At 68.2% G+C, this 17,393-nt stretch carries 18 protein-coding genes and 1 pseudogene; 12 read left to right on the top strand and 7 right to left on the bottom strand.

The window, feature by feature from the left end; genetic code table 11:
• Positions 1-52: 52 nt before the first annotated feature.
• From AB0L00_RS38055 to AB0L00_RS38090, 8 genes and pseudogenes are all read left to right on the top strand, one after another.
• The gene (locus tag AB0L00_RS38055; protein ID WP_364442322.1) at positions 53-823 is read left to right on the top strand and encodes a class III extradiol ring-cleavage dioxygenase; all 771 of its coding nucleotides are present in this window, start codon (positions 53-55) and stop codon (positions 821-823) included.
• Between the two features lie 308 nt (positions 824-1,131).
• Positions 1,132-1,250 (top strand): annotated as a pseudogene (locus AB0L00_RS38060) (IS3 family transposase); the annotation flags it as partial.
• A 205-nt stretch (positions 1,251-1,455) separates the two neighbouring features.
• Entirely contained in the window at positions 1,456-2,022 is a 567-nt protein-coding gene (locus AB0L00_RS38065; protein WP_364442323.1) for a hypothetical protein, read from the top strand.
• Positions 1,991-2,161: a hypothetical protein gene (locus AB0L00_RS38070; protein WP_364442324.1), complete on the top strand. Its 171-nt coding sequence runs from the start codon at positions 1,991-1,993 to the stop codon at positions 2,159-2,161. Before AB0L00_RS38065 ends, AB0L00_RS38070 begins: the two co-directional genes overlap by 32 nt.
• 223 nt (positions 2,162-2,384) lie before the next feature.
• Positions 2,385-2,882, top strand: coding sequence for an SMI1/KNR4 family protein (locus AB0L00_RS38075; protein ID WP_364442325.1), 498 nt, complete (start codon positions 2,385-2,387; stop codon positions 2,880-2,882).
• A 543-nt stretch (positions 2,883-3,425) separates the two neighbouring features.
• Complete coding sequence (locus AB0L00_RS38080; protein ID WP_364442327.1) at positions 3,426-4,013, top strand: TetR/AcrR family transcriptional regulator; 588 nt, start codon at positions 3,426-3,428, stop codon at positions 4,011-4,013.
• A gap of 91 nt (positions 4,014-4,104) precedes the next feature.
• Complete coding sequence (locus tag AB0L00_RS38085; protein WP_364442329.1) at positions 4,105-5,511, top strand: amidase; 1,407 nt, start codon at positions 4,105-4,107, stop codon at positions 5,509-5,511.
• 172 nt (positions 5,512-5,683) lie between these two features.
• Positions 5,684-6,160: a hypothetical protein gene (locus AB0L00_RS38090; protein WP_364442332.1), complete on the top strand. Its 477-nt coding sequence runs from the start codon at positions 5,684-5,686 to the stop codon at positions 6,158-6,160.
• A gap of 460 nt (positions 6,161-6,620) precedes the next feature.
• Here AB0L00_RS38090 and AB0L00_RS38095 read toward each other — a convergent pair whose 3' ends face one another.
• The 3 genes from AB0L00_RS38095 to AB0L00_RS38105 all read right to left on the bottom strand — a co-directional run bounded on the left by AB0L00_RS38095 (position 6,621) and on the right by AB0L00_RS38105 (position 9,194).
• Positions 6,621-7,874: an MFS transporter gene (locus tag AB0L00_RS38095; protein WP_364442333.1), complete on the bottom strand. Its 1,254-nt coding sequence runs from the start codon at positions 7,872-7,874 to the stop codon at positions 6,621-6,623.
• Between the two features lie 68 nt (positions 7,875-7,942).
• A complete protein-coding gene (locus AB0L00_RS38100; RefSeq protein WP_364442334.1) occupies positions 7,943-8,368 on the bottom strand; it encodes a Rid family hydrolase in 426 nt (141 codons plus the stop codon).
• 52 nt (positions 8,369-8,420) lie between these two features.
• On the bottom strand, positions 8,421-9,194 hold the full coding sequence (locus AB0L00_RS38105) for an HD domain-containing protein (protein WP_364442335.1): 774 nt from the start codon (positions 9,192-9,194) through the stop codon (positions 8,421-8,423).
• Here AB0L00_RS38105 and AB0L00_RS38110 point away from each other — a divergent pair.
• On the top strand, positions 9,183-10,115 hold the full coding sequence (locus tag AB0L00_RS38110; protein WP_364442337.1) for a helix-turn-helix domain-containing protein: 933 nt from the start codon (positions 9,183-9,185) through the stop codon (positions 10,113-10,115). The genes AB0L00_RS38105 and AB0L00_RS38110 overlap by 12 nt on opposite strands.
• Before the next feature lie 228 nt (positions 10,116-10,343).
• On the opposite strand, the gene AB0L00_RS38115 is transcribed toward AB0L00_RS38110, so the two are convergent.
• From AB0L00_RS38115 to AB0L00_RS38125, 3 genes are all read right to left on the bottom strand, one after another.
• Complete coding sequence (locus AB0L00_RS38115) at positions 10,344-11,195, bottom strand: alpha/beta hydrolase (RefSeq protein WP_364442338.1); 852 nt, start codon at positions 11,193-11,195, stop codon at positions 10,344-10,346.
• Positions 11,196-11,379: 184 nt separating this feature from the next.
• Positions 11,380-12,276, bottom strand: coding sequence for an LLM class flavin-dependent oxidoreductase (locus AB0L00_RS38120; protein ID WP_364442340.1), 897 nt, complete (start codon positions 12,274-12,276; stop codon positions 11,380-11,382).
• Positions 12,273-13,202 carry a chlorophyllase gene (locus tag AB0L00_RS38125; RefSeq protein WP_364442342.1) on the bottom strand — a complete coding sequence of 310 codons (930 nt, stop codon included), beginning with the start codon at positions 13,200-13,202 and terminating at the stop codon, positions 12,273-12,275. Before AB0L00_RS38125 ends, AB0L00_RS38120 begins: the two co-directional genes overlap by 4 nt.
• Before the next feature lie 119 nt (positions 13,203-13,321).
• Here AB0L00_RS38125 and AB0L00_RS38130 point away from each other — a divergent pair, with 119 nt between their 5' ends.
• Positions 13,322-13,960, top strand: a complete 639-nt coding sequence (locus AB0L00_RS38130; protein WP_364442344.1) for a TetR/AcrR family transcriptional regulator — start codon at positions 13,322-13,324, stop codon at positions 13,958-13,960.
• 242 nt (positions 13,961-14,202) lie between these two features.
• Here AB0L00_RS38130 and AB0L00_RS38135 read toward each other — a convergent pair whose 3' ends face one another.
• Positions 14,203-14,898, bottom strand: a complete 696-nt coding sequence (locus AB0L00_RS38135) for an SDR family oxidoreductase (RefSeq protein WP_364442345.1) — start codon at positions 14,896-14,898, stop codon at positions 14,203-14,205.
• Positions 14,899-15,032: 134 nt separating this feature from the next.
• Here AB0L00_RS38135 and AB0L00_RS38140 point away from each other — a divergent pair, with 134 nt between their 5' ends.
• Positions 15,033-15,890 (top strand): helix-turn-helix transcriptional regulator, encoded by an 858-nt coding sequence (locus AB0L00_RS38140; RefSeq protein WP_364442346.1) that lies wholly within the window; start codon positions 15,033-15,035, stop codon positions 15,888-15,890.
• 577 nt (positions 15,891-16,467) lie between these two features.
• Entirely contained in the window at positions 16,468-17,364 is an 897-nt protein-coding gene (locus AB0L00_RS38145) for a cyclase family protein (protein ID WP_364442348.1), read from the top strand.
• Positions 17,365-17,393 lie beyond the last annotated feature (29 nt).

Raw genomic sequence — 17,393 nt, forward strand, 5'->3', positions numbered from 1 at the left:
GCAGGCTCCCGCTAGTCGCGGTCAGCGTCGCTGGACGCCGGCCGATGGCCCAATGCCCGCGCTCTACCTCAGCCATGGCTCTCCAGCGCTGTTCGAGGACGCGTTGTGGATGAGCGAGTTGTTCGGCTGGTCCCAGGCGCTACCCAAGCCGACAGCGATCCTGATCGTCAGCGCGCACTGGGAATCGGCGCCGCTCAGCCTGTCGGCGTCGGGTCCGAGCACGCCGTTGGTCTACGACTTCGGGGGCTTCGCCCAGCGCTACTTCCGGATGACCTATGAAACGCCGGACGCCGGCGCACTGGCCGCCCGCGTAATGGCCTCAATGCCGGACAGCGAACCGGTCCACCAACACGCTGGCCGCGGCCTGGACCACGGCGCGTGGGTCCCGCTGAAGACCATGTACCCCTACGGCGACGTACCAGTCCTGCAGATGTCCTTGCCCACCCACGCCCCCGCCCGGCTGATGAACATCGGCCGTCGGCTGCGGCCCCTGCGCGAGGAAGGCGTGCTCGTGATCGGGTCGGGTTACATGACGCACGGGGTTCCCTTCCTCACCCGGGACCAGTTCGTGCACAACGTCGTGCCGTCCTGGTCCGCCGACTTCGACGCCTGGGCGGCCGACGCCCTCGCCCGTGGTGACGTCGACACCTTGGCCGACTACCGCAGCCTCGCCCCCGCAGTGCACTATGCGCACCCCACCGTCGAGCATTACACACCGATGTTCGTCACCCTCGGGGTCGCTGCCGACGCCGAAGCACCCGTACGGACGACGATCGAGGGCTACCGGTTCGGACTGTCCAAGCGGTCCTTCCAAGTCGCTTGATCCGAGCCGGCGGCCACACGTCGTTGTACTCGATCTCATCGAACAACTCGGCGATGTCGACCACCCGGAGCGACCACCGCCGCCAAACCGCCCTGTAACGGAAACTGGGCGCTCTCGGTGCTACCGAGAGCGCCCAGCTCCTTGCCGGTGTGCCGCCAGGGACTTGAACCGCGAACCCGCGGATTAAGAGTCGTTGTCCGCCGGGCGCGGCCACGGCGGACTCCTTCGACACCCAGCAGCAAGATCGTGGGCTGAGCCAGCCGCAGGAACACCACTGGGAGTACACCGCGGCCGCGTGTCGCCGGCACGGCATCACCCAGTCGATGGGCCGGGTCGGGTCGACAACGCCGCCGCCGAGGCGTTCAACAGCACGCTCAAGGTCGAGTTCGTGCACCGCCACCACTTCACCACCCGCGCCGAGGCCCGCATCAAGATCTCGACCTGGAACGCCGACTTCACAACATGGTGGTCTCAGCATTACGGACAGATGAGGCCACCAGCAGTGTGTAGCGCCCCGCACAGGCGACCTTCGCCTCGCCGGCCGTCTAGCAACCAGGTGGCCGAAAGGGTTCTGAAAGCCGTCGCCTCCTAACGTCGCCGCAGCCGTGAGAGAGCCGGATAAGGGAGTTCTTATGGAAGCGCTCAGCGAATGGGTGATCCGCCATCGGTTGATCGTGGGGTTGTCGTGGTTGGTGATCACTATGGTCGGGGTGCTGGCCGCACCGAGCGTGTCGAGCCGGTTGGTCGGCGGCAACCATGTCAACGGACCGGCATTCACGGCGAACACGCAGATCGCCCGGCACTACGGTGGGGTGACGTCCGATCCGGCGGTGGTGGTCCTCGACGCGCCCGCCGGGGAGACCGTCCGCGCGCCGGGTGTCCGAGCGCAGTTGAGGGCGGTGGACGCGGCGATCGCGAGGTCGGCGCCGACGCTGCGCGTCGTGTCCTATGCATCGACAGGAAGCCAGACGCTCGTGGGGTCGGGCGGCAGGAGCGCTGTGCTGCTCGCCTACCCGCCCAAGGACGGCGACGACATGGGTCCCGCTCAGATCGACGCGCTGACGCATGCTGTCGCAGTGACGGCACCCGGTCTCGGCGTGCACGGCACTAGCCTCAGGGCCTTGGAGGCCGGTAACACCACATCCCAGTCAGTTCTCCTCGCCGTCGGTGACCCTGTTCGCGGCCTGCCAGACCCTTGACATCCTGATCCACGGCGACAACTCGGCATGGACGCTGGTGGGCGCGTACGCCGACGTGGCCCGGTGGTACCGCACCCTTGTTGGACGCATCCTGAACAAGCCCTTCACGCATGCCACCGCAGAGGACGGGACAGTGTGATTGGTTTCAGGCACGATAAGTGGCCCCGGTCAGGGATGGATTTTGGCTCCACCTCGCTTCTCGATATGCCGGGGCCTTGAGCGCGTTCTGTCCCGTCTGGTCGAACCCGAGGCAGTCTCGTTGGTTATGAGGCATTTACCGATTTGTCTCACGTAATCTGACGTCGTCAGGACGAAATCCCCTTAGGATCGGCGTGCACCGCCATCACGAATGGAGTACGCGCATGTCCCCACCGGTGACCGTCCTCGATTGGCGTGAGTTCTTGACCGGTCCCGGCACTCGATGGCCCGGTACGCAGCCTGCAGGCGAGGACGCGGTCCGCGCCGCCGAGCAGCGGCTCGGCGTCTCGCTGCCGCCCAGCTACCGGAACTTCCTGCTGGTCAGCGACGGCTGGGCCAAGATGCCGACCAACGCGGGCACGTTGCGAAGGGTCGAGGCGATTGGCTGGTACCCGGAGGCGGACCCCGAGATGTGGACAGCGTGGTTCGGGGACATGGACTTCCCCGAATTGGAGTCCGAGCTCAGACGGTGCGTACTGATCTCCACCGACACCAACCAGGGCGACGTCTGGGTGCTCAGCGCAGACCACATCGGCGCGGACGGCGAGTGGCGGGCCTACGAGTGGTGGCCGGGTGACGGTGGCGACCTGTTGCCCCACGACAGCTTCGGCGCGCTGCTGCTTAGTGCTCGCGACAAGTGGCTGGCCGAGGCGGAGGCCTGACGCTCACGGCCCGCTGTCCTCAGCGGCGTACCCGCCGAGGAGCTGGTCGGCGCCCCGAACAACAGCCCCCCGCCGAGGCCGCGTCCGGCTCGTCCGGTGGTTCGAATACGAACACGAGCCCAGCCGGGACGTGGATGAGACGCTCCACCGCTTCGCCAGAGCAGGTGTGACTGAGAAGGGTGCTCAGGCAGCACTGGCGGACTGCTGGGCACGGGTGTGTGCGAGACGGTAGGAGGCGGTGCCGGTTTCGATGATGGCGCCGTTGAGGTGAGCCGGTCGACGATGGCGGCGCATGGCGCTACCCAGCGGTGGCGCGCCGGGCCGCGGCCTTGAGCAGTTGACGGTTTCCCGCGATCAGGCGCCGATCGACGTTGCGTAGGGCCGTCAGATCGGCTCTGCGTGCTGGCCGGCAACCGGCCCAGCATCCCGCTGCCAGTCCGATCCGGCCGGCATGTAGTTGGCCCAGCTCCCACTCCACCGTCGAGACGATTGGTCTAAATCCCGCTCTAGACGACTGGTCTAATCCGATGCTACGGTTCAGTCATGCCGGCCACCAAGATGGAAACACGCCAGAGCCTTCTGGATGCCGCACGGCGGATCGTGGCCGCGAAGGGCTACGCCGCGGTCGGCATCAATGAGATCCTCGCCGCGGCCGGCGTCCCGAAGGGGTCCTTTTACCACTACTTCAGTTCCAAGGACGCCTTCGGCGAGGCGATGATGAAGAGCTACTTCGACGACTACCTCGCGACCATGGACGGCATCGTTGCGGATAAGGACAAGAGGTCCGCGGAGCGCCTGATGAGGTACTGGCAGAACTTCTACGACACGCAGGTCGTGGACAACTGTCAGGGCGGGTGTCTGGTCGTCAAGCTCGGTGCGGAGATCGCCGATCTCTCCGAGGTGATGAGAGTGGCGACGAAAACGGGGACCACGGCGATCGTCGACCGCGTGGAGCAGATGATCACCGACGGTGTCGCGGATGGGTCCGTGTCCGTCGATGACAGCCCCCGTACGACGGCCGAGGCTCTGTACAGTCTGTGGCTCGGAGCGAGCATGATGGCGAAGATCCATCGCAGCCCGGAGCATCTCGACCGCGCCATGACTGTCACGCGCCAGGTCCTCCACGTCTGACAAGCCCCCGCCGCCTGCGGCACACCGGCCTCGGCGGCAGCCAGTAGTAGACTGGTCTATCGAAGTAGACCGGTCTAATAAGGACATCAGCATGACCACCGACCTCATCTACTCCGACGCGAGCGAACTCGCGGAACTGATCCGCAACAGGAAGGTGTCATCCGTCGAGGTGGTGCAGGCGCACCTCGATCGCATCAAGGCGACCGATCCGAAGGTCAACGCCATCGTTACGCTCGCCGACGGTGCTCTGGAGGCTGCGAAGGCCGCGGACGAAGCGCTCGCGGCGGGCGTGGAGGTCGGGCCGCTGCACGGCGTGCCGTTCACGGTCAAGGACTCGTTCGACACCGCCGGTGTGCTGACCCAGCGTGGTTCCCCGATCTTCGAGGGCCGCATCCCGGACACGGACGCCACCAGCGTGGCGCGCATGAAGCGCGCCGGTGCGATCCTCCTCGCGAAGACCAACCTCCCGGAGTTCTCGTACTCGACCGAGTCCGACAACCTCCTCACGGGCAGGACGAACAACCCCTGGAACCTCGACCGTACGCCCGGCGGTTCCAGTGGCGGGGAATCGGCGGCGATCGCGGCCGGTATGTCGCCGCTCGGGCTCGGAAGCGACCTGGCCATCTCGGTGCGGGGGCCGGCTGCTCACACCGGCATCGTCGCCCTCAAGGCAACGCACGGGCGCATCCCGATGACGGGGGTCTGGCCACGGGTGCCGCGCCGTGACTGGCACGTCGGCCCGATGGCCCGTACCATCCGCGACCTCGCACTGGCGTACTCGGTGCTATCCGGCCCGGACGGCGCCGACGGCTTCGCCACCGTTCCGCGCGAGTTCGACGCCGGCTTGGGCGCGTCGCCGGACCGGCCCGTCCGCGTCGGCTGGCTGACCGACTCCGGACTCGGCCCGATCGACTCGGAGGTCGCCGCCACCGTGCAGAAGGCCGCCGAAGCCCTGCAGGGCGCCGGGGTTCAGGTCGAGGCTGTGAGCATCCCGGCGCTCGAGCGGGACAATCCTCTCGACCTCTTCTACCGGCAGCACGTCATGGAGGTGAAGCCGACCTTCCAGGACGTCACCGCCGGTCACGAGGACCAGATGGCCCAGGTCTCCAAGTCCATGCTCGCCGGCCCCGACACATCCGTGGAGGACTATGTCCTGGCCGAACAGGGCATCGAACGTCTCCGGGACGCATTCACCGAGTACTTCCAGCAGTACGACGTCCTCCTGCTTCCGGTCCTGCCCATCCCTGCCCACGAACACGGACTCACCCAGTTCACCATCAACGGTCAGACGGTGGACGCCGCCCACATACAGACGGCGACCATCCCGTTCAACCTGACCGGACTCCCGGCCCTGTCCATGCGGTTCGGCACGAGCAGCGACGGCATGCCGATCGGTGTGCAGCTGGCAGCCAACTGGTACTCCGAGTCGACGATCCTGCACATCGCGTCGCTGCTGGAGTCGCTCAGCCCCGTCCGTGACCAGCACCCCACCATCTGACAGTCGCGAAAGGCCATACTCCAGGCGCTTCGAGGAGCGCGACAACCCTCGTCCCCCTCGAAGCGCCCGTATCGGCGCCACGGACGGCTTCGCTCCGCATGGGCCGTGTGCCTCGACCGCGTCGGCCACAGCCTGCCGCACGTAGGCCAGGGCGCGCTCGGCGTCGTACTCCTTGACCTCGCTGCCGGAGCCCGGGACCAGCTTCTCCGACCAGTACACCGGCTCGATTCGCGGACTGTTCGGGCTGGGGCGGAAGAAGTCGAGCATGTCGTCGACGCGGGTGAACGACCAGCAGCCCCTGGTTCAGGGCGCGGTGCGGGCGATGCCCATTGGAGTGCGTTTCGTGCTCCGCCAGGACCTTGCGCAGGTGGCGGGCGTTGAGGATAAGCGTCCGGTCGAGTACCTCGCGGCATACGCTGCCGACCCACCGTCGGTCGCGGTCCCTGATCAACAACTTGAACTCGCCGACGCGTTCACCGAACCCGAGCACGAGGTTGCGGGCTTGCTGCGTGACCCACGGCCCGGTCGGGTGCGCCGTGACGCCCAGGACGTGGACGCACGCCCGAATCCCTTCGGCCTGCGACCGCAGGAACTCACCTCAGGTCGGCCCGCTACGGCGCGGTGCGGGGTCGAAGCCGGCCGTCTTTAGGCCGGCCACACCGTCGCCGGGGCGATGAAGCGGCCGAGCTTGGCCAGTTCACCGGCGATGCGCCTGTAGCCCCACGTGGGGTTTTCGGCGGCCATCCGGACAATCAGATCCCGGATGCTCGTCCGGGTCGGGGCCTCCCAGCCGTCGCTGCTTGTAGGTCACTTCGATCAGCTTCGTCCTGGTGCTGACGGAGGGGCTGCGGCCACCATGTCCGGATGAACAGCCGAATGACCGACCAACCCGCTGGTGTCGGCCTTGATGATGCTCAACGGGATCCAAAAAATCACCCACTCTCACTTCCACCATCGAGACCGACGACGGCTTGACACGGGCAGAGGACCACGTCCCATCGGCATGGGGGCCTTCGAATCCGCATCCACAGCGCCGCCCGTGGTGGTGAGGCCGCCATCCGGTCGCCGGGTCCAGGCGCCACGAACATCGAGATTTCGTCCAGTCGCGATTAGGCTTCGGATTCGCACGTCACGTGCGTCTGGCGCGTCGGCCGTGCCGTACGGCCAGTACGCAGGAGTGCGATCAGTGTCGCGACGGCGAACGCCACCACGAACAGCGAGTAGTCCCGTGTGGCGGCGGCCAGGCCACCGCCGTGCACGACGAGGATGCCGGCGATGATGGCCGGCAGGCCCATGCCCAGGTAGCAGATCACGTAGACCATCGACAGGACGCCCGAGCGCTCGTGTTCGGCGACCAGTGGCACGACGGTGCGCATCCCGCCCTGGAACCCGGCGCCGAAACCGACCCCGGCCACGCAGGTGCAGGCGAAGAAGCCCGCGACCGACGAGGACTCGACGGCCACGAGGGTCCCGAGCGAGCCCCCCACGAGCAGCGCGATGCCGAGGAACATCACGGTCCGGGGCGGTGTGCGATCGAGCGCGACGGTGGTGATGGTCGAGACCACGGTGAGTACGAACAGGCCGAGGCCGCCGATCACCATGGACGTCGAGCCCGAGAGCCGGCGGGCGAGCGCGGGGGCGAGTGAGCCGTAGAAGCCGCCGAGCGACCACACGGCGAACAGCACCGGCGCCACCGCGAGCAGGGGACCGCGCAGGTGTCGTGGCACCGCGAGTTCCGGTACGAGGGCGGAGCGCAGCCCGGGCCTGCGGCCGGCGGTCTCCGGGAGCAGCGCCACTCCGGCGGCCTGGATGACGAAGATCCCGATGAGCATGACGTAGATGAGTCGCGTGGGCGCCGGCAGGTACTGGACGACCAGGCCGGACAGCAGTGCGCCGGCCCCGGACCCCAGTCCCGGGGCAATGGTGTTGGCGCGTGTGCCGTGTTCGCGGTCGATGTCCAGCATCGCGGCGCCGAGTGTGCCCAGCGCGCCGCCGGTGGCGGCGCCCTGCAGGATCCGCGCGGCGAGCAGGGCGCCGATGCCGCCGGCCGTGATGAACACGACCATGGCGGCGATCTGCAACGCCAGCGCGGCCAGGAGCACGGGCTTGCGACCGAGGTGCTCGGACGTCCGGCCGAGCATGAGCAGCGCGGCCAGGACGGTGAGGGCGTAGCTGCCGAAGACGATGGTGGTGGTCATCGGGGAGAGATGCCATCGGCCCGCGTAGATGGCGTAGATCGGCGTGGGGGCACTCGAGGAGGCCAGGAATGAGACGACCATCGAGGCCAGCAGCGTAAGGCCGACGAGGCCGGGACGCCGGGCGGTCGCGGAGACGTCGTCGTCCCGCTGAGCCGAAGTTTTCATGACGGATCTCAATGCAATGGTGACGGGCTCCTGGGCTCGGGGTCGGCCCCGAGCCCAGGAGCAGCGGTCTATCGGGATGCGGTGTCGGGATAGGTGGCGATCGCACGGATCTCGACGAGGAGGCCCGGGCTGGCGAGGCCGCTGACACCGATGATCGTCCAGGCCGGGTAGGGGGCTTTGATGAGGCGCTGTTTGGCCTCGAGGAAGCCGGACATGTTCTCGCGGATATCGACGTGGTAGCTGGTGACGTCGATGAGGGCGGTGAGGTCGAGGTTCTCCAGTCGAAGGATCTCCTCGATGCGCCGGATGGCGATTTCGGTCTGTTCTTCGACGGTTTCCGCGATGGTTCCGTCGGCGCGGCGGCCGATCGTTCCGGCAATGAAGAGCTGGCCATGTGAGCGGACCGCGGCGGAATAGCCGAAGCTCGAGAAGGCGCTGGTGGTCTTTCCGAAGACTGCGGAGTCCTCGGGGATCTCGACGGTGTAGGTGGTCATTGCGGTGATTCCCTCTCTTTGGTGACTGAGCGGTGGTAGTGGAGTTCGGGAGTCAGCTGCCCCATCGGGACGTACGGCAGGCATGCTCCAGTCGGGTCTGGCCGAAGGCCTCCCGTTCGCGGAGGAATTCACCGGGGATCGCGTAGCGAGGTGCGTTCTTCGGGTTCTTCGCGGCTTGCGCGACGATCGCGTCGGTGAGCGAGCGGATCATTTCCAGCCGTGGATAGGCGGCGTGGACGGCGTCGGCCTGCTCGTCGGCAAGGGCTTCGAAATGGTCGCCGCCGAGCGGGCCGCCGAAGTCGAGGGCGACGCCTTCGCGGACGAGCACGCACAGGGTGCCGCGGCGTTCCGCGATGCCGGGAGAGGTGTGCAAGGCGATGGCCTGCCAGACCTCATCGGCGTCGGCTGCGGGCGTTCCACGTTCGATGAGGAATTCGGCGGCCCGGTCGGCGCCTTCGACCTCGAACCGCTGACGGTGCGGGCCGTCCGACGCCACGCCGAGGTCGTGCATCGCGCACGCCGCGAACAGCAGGTCGTCGTTGTAGTCGCGGTCGGCGACCAGCGCGAGGCGAGCGGCCACCAGCCGGGCGAACAGATAGCTGCGGATGCTGTGGTTGAACACCGACTGTGGTTCCACAGGTCGGATGAGATCCACGATGGCCTCGGCGAGCGGCGTGCCGGGCAGCGCGATCAGGTCGGCGGTCGCCGCGCCGGCCTGATCGGTGGGGATCGGTCCGGTCATGTTCTCCAGGTTGGCCGTCACCGCCCTGACCCGGCGAGTGGCAACTTTGCCGACTTTCGTTAGGATATTGCCATGGCGGTACATCGAGTCGCTGTGCTGGCGCTGGACGGGGTCACCCCGCTCGACCTGGCCATCCCGGCGCAGATCTTCAACGCCCGGCCGGAGACGCCCTATGAGATGACCGTGTGCGCACTCGACTCGAAGGTGACCACCACCGCGGGTTTCACTCTGGTCGCCGGTGGGGGACTGGAGCAGGTGCGCGCCGCCGACACCGTGATCGTGCCGGGATTCGAGCCGCTCCTCCGGCCGCCGGAGGCCGTGCTCGGCGTACTGGCCGAGGCCCGTGACCGTGGTCGGCGAGTGACGTCGATCTGCACGGGCGCGTTCGCGCTGGCCGCCGCGGGCGTGCTGGACGGGCTGCACGCCACAACCCACTGGAAACACGTCGAGGACCTCGAGCGGGACTTCCCCGCCGTCAAGGTCGACCGAGACGTGCTCTACGTCGACGAAGGAGACGTGCTCACCTCGGCCGGAGTGTGCTGCGGCATCGACCTTTGCCTGCACATCGTGCGCCGTGACCTGGGAGCGGTGGTGGCCAACCAGATCGCTCGCGGTCTGGTGGCCGCCCCGCACCGCGACGGGGGGCAGGCCCAGTACGTGCCCGCTCCCGTCGCGGAGGCCGGTGAAGCGTCGCTCTCCGAGACCCGCGAATGGGCCCTGCACCGGCTCGGCGAGCCGCTCACACTGCGCGTGCTCGCCGGGCACGCGGGCCTCTCGCAGCGTACGTTCATGCGCCGGTTCACCGAAGAGACGGGCACGACCCCATTGCAGTGGCTGCTGGGCGCCCGTCTGGGCAGGGCGCGGGAACTGCTGGAGACCACGGACTACTCGGTGGACCGGGTGGCGCAGGAGTGCGGGCTGGGCACGGCCGCCAACCTACGGCTGCACTTCCGGCGCGCACTGGGCACCACCCCCACCGCCTACCGGCGCACCTTCACTCAATGACATCGCCCGTTCGGCGGAGCGGTAGGGCCTCCTGCGATCGGCTTTGAGAGGCGTGGTCGGCCAGGACGGTGGCCTCGGGCAACGTCACTCGAAGAGCAGGGGCAAGACGATGCATCACCCCGCATGTCCTGCGCCGTCAGCCGCCCGCGCGAGACGCTCGACCGGGATGGCCCCGGCCGAGCGTCTCGTTACAGCAATCTGGTCAACAGGGTTGCAACGACCCTGATGTCAGCCCGCGGCCAGGAGCCGTCGGATCCAGGCGGCTCGAGTCGCGGACGCGGTCTGTGACAGCGAAGCTTGTGGGACCATGCCGTCGAATCCATGGAAGCCGCCTGGCCAGACATGTAGCTCGGACTGAACGCCGGCCTGCAGCAGCCGAGTGGCGTAGTCGATGGCCTCGTCGCGGAAGGTTTCGACAGAGCCGACATCGACGAATGAGGTGGGCAAGCCGACCAGGTCGGTCGCTCTCGCCGGCGCCGCGTAGATGCTGACGTCGCTGCCACCTCTGCGTTCGCCGAGCAACGCGTTCCACCCGGTCGTATTGCTGGTGGCGTCCCAGATGCCCTCTCCAATGAGTTCCCGGCTGCTCGGCGTGACGAAACGATCGTCGAGCATCGGGCACATGAGGACTTGACCGAACAGCCGCGGACCGCCGCGATCGCGGGCGAGCAGTGCCACGCCGGCCGCGAGCCCTCCGCCTGCACTCGCCCCGGCGACGACGATTCGGTTCGGGTCGCCGCCGATCTCCGCGGCGTGTTCGTGGGTCCACACCAGGCCCGCGTAGCAGTCCTTGATCGGAGCCGGGTCGGGATGTTCGGGCGCCAAGCGGTACTCCACCGACACCACGACGGCGCCGTTGTCGACAGCCCAGTCGAGCGCGCCGCCGACTCCGGTGCGATTGTTCCCAATGATCATGCCGCCGCCGTGCATGTAGTAGAAGACAGGCGCTCCTGCCGCCAGGCCCACGGGCCTGAGAACGAGCAGCGAGACCTCGGGGGCGCCCGGCGGACCCGGTATGGAGATCTCCTGCAGTTCGACGGTCCCGTCGCGCGTCAGGTCCTCGTCCGCGACCGCGAACATGGGGTTGGCTCGTAGTTCCTTGATGTCTCCGGCGGTGATGGTCGGTGAAAGATGTTCGTGTACGACCGTCAGCACTGCGGCGAGCTCCGGGTCGAGCGGTGGGTGTGTCCTGGTCATCGGTGGTTCCTCGGTTCAGGGGGCGGTGATGCCGCCGCCGTGTGGCTGTAGGCGGTGGCCTGTCGGTTCAGCTCTCGCCGGAGAGAGGGCCGATGAAGGTGTCGGTGACCCAGCGTGCGACCCCGGTCGGGTAAGGCGCGGCCAGTCCGAGCACGATGTGGCTGAACCCGCTGTCGACGGCCGCACGGATCGCGTGGCGGGTATCGTCAGGCCGGTCATAGGAGGCCGGCAGGACGATGGATCGGGTGATCTCGGCCGGGTCCCGGCCGATCTCGGCGCACAACTGGTCCAGCTTGGTATTGCGCGCGATCGCAACGTCGATGCTGCCGCCGGGCATGTTCCATCGGTCCGCGTGCTCGGCGACCACGCGTAGCGTCGGGGTGGACTGGCCGCCGATCACGATCGGCGGGTGGGGCCGCTGCACGGGCTTGGGACTGCAGAACGCACCCGTCAGCCGGTGATAGCCGCCCTTGAAGTCGAACGGTTCGGTTTCGGTCCACAGTCTGCGGATGATCGTGCATGCCTCGGCGAGGCTCTCGACCGCATGGGCGGCATCGTGAAAGGGGAGCCCGTGCGCTTCGTACTCGCGCTGGGCCAGCGGCACGTCGGGCCGAGAACCTGCGCCGATGCCGAACTCGAGCCGGCCGCCGGAGACGACATCGACGGTGGCGGCGATTTTGGCCAGGATGGCCGGCGGGCGGAACCTGTTGCTCGTGACCATCACCCCCAGACGCAGTCGCTCGGTTTGGGCTGCGAGAGCGGGCAGCAGTGTCCAGCCCTCGAAGGTAGGCCCGTTCGGGTCGCCGCTGAGCGGCATGAGGTGGTCGAACAGCCAGACGTGCTCGATCTGCGGAATCCGGTCGGCCTCACGCCAGACCCGCAGAACGTCCTGGTAGGTGACCTGGGATGGGGCGGTCATGATCCCGAAGCTGGGGCCGCGGGTCGACGTGACGGGGACGGTCACTTCGAGTCGATTCTTCCCAGCGGGTTGCTGGTCGTGGTCAGGGAGTCGCGGACGGCGGCCCACGCGTTGTCGTCGAGGCCGAGCGCGGTGCGCAGGTATGCCAGCGTGACCTGCTGGACCACAGCGACGCGCTCGGGGCTTTCGTCGGTGGTCCGCGTGTCGTACTGGCCCTGGATGCCGCCGAGCCCGTGCTCCGCGCCGAAGAGGGTCAGCAGGTCGGTGGCGCCGGGGCTGAGGCGGTAGCCGTCGGTGAACCAGTCCGCGCCCCGGACCGTCAGCGGGGAGTCGTCGTGGTCCCCGGCGACGATCAGGCTCGGCGTCTTCAGCTCGGTGAAATCGGGGCTCATGAACGGGAAGTACTGGGCGGCCATCGGGCTCAGGTCCTCGCCACCGGTCCCGGGCAGGCAGAGCAGCACCGCAGCCATGACGCGCGGGTCGGCCATGCTCTCGCCGGGTGTGCCGTCGGCGTCCACCACCCGGGCGCCCACGAGTGTGCTGGCGGTCTGCGCGCCCCAGGAGTGCCCGGCGACCGCGATGCGGTCACGGTCGACGCGTCCGGCCAGGCCGGGCACGGCGGCTTCCACGGCGTCGAGCTGGTCGAGGACGCCGGTGAGGTCGTCGGTTCGTATGCGCCAGAGGTGCGGGGTGAGCCGGTCGTCGGGGGGAAGACCGAGGGAGTCGAGGTGGGTGGGCTGGATGACGACGAACCCGCGGGAGGCCCAGAAGCCGGCCAGCGGCGCATAGTCGTCCATGGTCAAGGTCATGCCGTGGGAGAAGACGACGACCGGCAGGTCGCGACCGCTCGTCGGCGCCGAGACCCGTACAAGCAGGTCCTGGCCGCGGTCGGGGGCCGCGAGCCTGATCGGCGCGACCGAGACGACCGGCGCGGTCGGATCGGCGGCAGGGGGTGATGTGATGTCACTCATGGGGGTCCTCGCTAGCGGGAGGGATAATTGCGGCCAGCTGGCGCGTTCAGTTCCGGAGCGTCGCTCCGATTGGAATATATGGAGCTTTGCTCCGCTTGGCAAGCCTGGAGGTGCCCGTAATGTCATCGACTGACACGCCGCAGACCGGGAGCGATCGGCGCAAGCGGTCCGACGCGCGCCGGAACGCGCAGACCCTGCTCGACGCGGCCGCGGCCGTCTTCGCCCGCGCTGGGGTCGACGCTCCGGTGCGGGAGATCGCCGCCGAGGCGGGCGTCGGAATGGGCACCGTCTACCGGCACTTCCCCACCCGGCCCGACCTGGTGGTCGCGGTCTTCCGCCACCAGGTCGACGCGCTCGCCGCCACTCCGACCAGCGCCTCCGGCGAAGACCTCGAGACCCCTTACGCCGTCCTGCGGTCATGGGTGGCCCGGTTCACGGACTTCCTGGTGACCAAGCACGGCCTGGCCGAGGCGCTGCACTCGGACCAGGCGGGCTACGAGAGCCTGCACGCTGAGTTCGTCGACCGCCTGGTCCCGGTGCTCGATCAGCTGCTGCGGGCGGCCGTCGACGCCGGTCAGATCCGTGCGGACGTACGCCCGCTGGACCTGATGATCGCCATCGGCAACCTGTGCATCGGCGCCGGGACCTTCCCCGGCTACCGCGCCCGCCACATGGTCGACGTACTCCTCGCCGGCCTCGCGCACGGCGCCCCTGGGTCAACCGATGGTGACGAGCCCAGGACGCGTACAGGGGCCTGAGCGACTTCGCGGCTGCGGAACCGCAGCCCTGTCTTCCACGTCGCGCAGCAACTGAGCCGCCTTGTCGCCGGCCATCCCGGCCCGCATCGGGGCCCGATCGGATTCCTGCGGGAGGCTATTCGGCTGGGCTCTGCCGCGCGGCGAGGCGCCCGCCGCCCAGGGTCCCTTTCCGTGCGACCTCTCGGATGGTTCGCCAGGCGTCGCCGCGGCTGCCACCGCCTACGCATCAGCGACCGGCATCGTCACCAGACGACCGGGCCGGTCTTGTCGAAGAAGCCGCCGGTCGGGCCGTCGGCGCCGATCGAGGCCATGCGGACGATGATCTCCGCGCCCTCCTCGACGGTTTGGGTGCCCTGGTGGCCGTTGAGGTCGGTGGCGGTGTAGCCGGGGTCGACGGCGTTGAACCGGATGGCGGGGAAAGCCTTGGCGTACTGCGAGGTGACCATGACCAGCGCGGTCTTGGAGGAGTTGTAGTCCAGCAACGTCACCCGGAACTCCACCCGGCTGGGGTCGGCGGTCGCCGCCAGCGAGCCCAGACCGCTGCTGACGTTGACGACGACCGGGGCGTCGCTTGCTTCCAACAGCGGCAGGAAGGCGTGCGTGACGCGCACGACGCCGAAGACGTTCGTGTCGTACGTGGTCAGCATGTCGGACCCGGTGACCTCGCCGACCGGCTTGCGCGCGCCCACGATCCCGGCGTTGTTGACCAGGACGTCGAGGCGGCCGGCGTCCGCGCGGACGAATTCGGCGGCAGCCTTGACGGAATCCTCGTCGGTGACGTCGAGCTGAACGAAGCGGGCGCCGAGCCTCTCGGCCTCCGCTCGGCCGCGGTGGGCATCGCGTGCCCCGACGTAGACGGTGTGCCCTGTCTCGATCAGGCGACGAGCCGTCTCGAAGCCGAGGCCCTTGTTCGCTCCAGTGATCAATGTGGTGGTCAAGTCTTCACTCCGTGATTGGTGGGTCGGTGATGTCTCCACTGTCGTCGCACCACAGACGAACAGGCAGTGCCCGCCTCAGCCAGCGGACCAGCAGTACCAGGCTGTCCCGGGCGCGGCGGCCGGATACTGGGATGGTGAGCGAATCTAGGGAACTGGGCAGAGCACTGCATGGCTGGCGGGACCGGATCGCCCCCGCCACGGTCGGACTGCCCGCAGGCGGGGTACGGCGGGCCGCCGGACTGCGCCGCGAGGAACTGGCGCAGCTCGCCGGCCTGTCGGTGGACTACATCACACGCCTGGAACAGGGCCGGGCCACCTCCCCGTCGGCACAAGTCCTGTCCGCGCTGGCCCGCGCCCTGCGGCTATCGGCAGCCGAGCGCGAATACCTGTATCTCCTCGCGGGCCAGCCGGCGCCGGGCCCCGGGCAGCTGTCGGCGCACATCCCGCCGGGGGTCCGAAGGCTGCTTGACCAGCTGGATGGCTCACCGCTGAGCGTGCATGACGCCGCCTGGAACCTGATTCTGTGGAACCCGTTGTGGGCTGCCCTGTTCGGAGACTTGTCCGCGCTGCGCGGACGCGAGCGCAACACCGTCTGGCGGCACTTCGCCGGTCTGCCCAGCCGGGTCAGCCACACCCCTGAGCAGGAGGCCCGGTTCGAGGCGGCCATGGTCGCCGATCTCAGGGCGGCGACCGCCCGCTACCCCGCCGATGCCGGCCTGCGCTCCCTGATCAAGGACCTGCGGGGTGTCAGCACCGACTTCGCGCGCCTGTGGGACACGGGCGTCGTGGGCGTTCATGAGTCGGACACCAAGACCGTCTACCATCCCGATCTTGGCACATTCACCTTCGACTGTGACGTGCTCATAGCTCCCGGCAGCGATGTGCGCATCGTCGCCTATACCGCCGCTCGTGGCAGCGACGCCGCCGACCGGCTCAGGCTCCTCAACGTCATCGGCACCCAGGCCATGACCGAAGACGGCACCCCGGGATAACAGTCGGCGGGCGTCGTGTCACGGTCACGCAGGCGGCGCAGCGGTGCGGGTTCCTCAGTACGGCGCACCTGTCCGCGGTCTTCCTCCGCGAAACCGGTGTACGCCCGTCACGCTGGGTTCGCCCGTCACGCCGGCAGCCGACCAGTGACCACGAAACGGTGCCCAGCATCAGCCACGCCTCGTCCGGCATGCTCCCCGATCCGGCGCGTGCACGATGTGCGACGACACTCGGCCGCGGACGGGGCTTTCCACCTCCGGTTGCAATGCGGAGCAAAGCTCCGTATCTTGTTCTGGAGCGGTGTTCCGGATTTTCCCCTGGCGGATCGTCGCACAGAACCAGCCTGCGCGCCCATCCCGAAGAGCAATCATTCTCATGAGCGACACCGCATCGGCCAACGTCCGCAACGACCGAACCCGCGGCCGAACTCGTCGAGGCGAGCCCAGGACTGCCCGCCTGAAGTAGGAAGACAGACCACTGCCCTCAACGGCCCGGCTGATGTCCTCGACGTTCACGACGCCGGCCGAGCCGCGCTGAGCCGACACTTCTATCAAATCGACCACGAACCTGCGAGGAAAGATGGACACGAACGAAATCGCTCGGCCGCGAGGAGAGAAGCCGCTCACCAATCGGGGCCGATGGGGGGCTGACGATGATCGAGGCACCCTGAATTTCATCACGGACGCAGCGCGTGCCCGCGGCGTGGCCGAAGCCAGGACGGGCCGTGTTGTCTCCTTGGCTCACCCGATCACACCGGTGCCCATGGCCGCGCCGGTCGCTTTCGGCGAGCACGGCATGCCTTCCGCAGTACTGCAAATGATGACGTTCACCGGTTCGCCCACCCAGGCGTTGACCGATGTTCTGCTGATCAACGTCCACCACGCGCGTTCGACGCACATCGACGCCTTGGCGCACATACCGACCGACAACACTGTCTACCCCGGAGTCCCACTCGCCGAGGCGACCGCCGGGGCGACGGTCAGCCGGAGTTCGTCGTCGGCGTTCGTCGATGGGATCGTGACCCGGGGGGTATTGCTCGACCTGGCGCCGGGAGGGCGGCTTGCCGAAAACCATGCCGTGACCGCAGACGACCTGGCGGCGGCCGAGAAGCGCCAGGGAGTGCGAGTCGAGTCCGGTGACGCGCTGGTAGTGCGCGGGGGATGGGTCGCCGCCGACGACCCTTTCGGCCCCCTGCCGACCACGTCGCTGAGCGCCGTCGAATGGATGGCGGAGCGTGAAGTGTGCTTGTACGCCGGCGACATCGGCGACAAACTCCCTGGACCGTCAGCCGGATTGCCTGTGCTGCACAGCATCGCGCTCGCCCAGCTGGGGATGCCGTTGATCGACTGCGTCAACGTGGCCGAGCTGGCGCGGGTGTGCGCCGAAATCGAGCGCTACAGCTTCCTGTTCGCGCTCGGCACGATTCCCGTGCGCGGCGCCACGGGACTCCCGGTCAATCCACTTGCGGTCTTCTAGATCTGTGGCTCGCCATTACGCTGCACATC

The organism is Actinoallomurus sp. NPDC052308 (assembly GCF_040679195.1).
Classification (GTDB): domain Bacteria; phylum Actinomycetota; class Actinomycetes; order Streptosporangiales; family Streptosporangiaceae; genus Actinoallomurus; species Actinoallomurus liliacearum.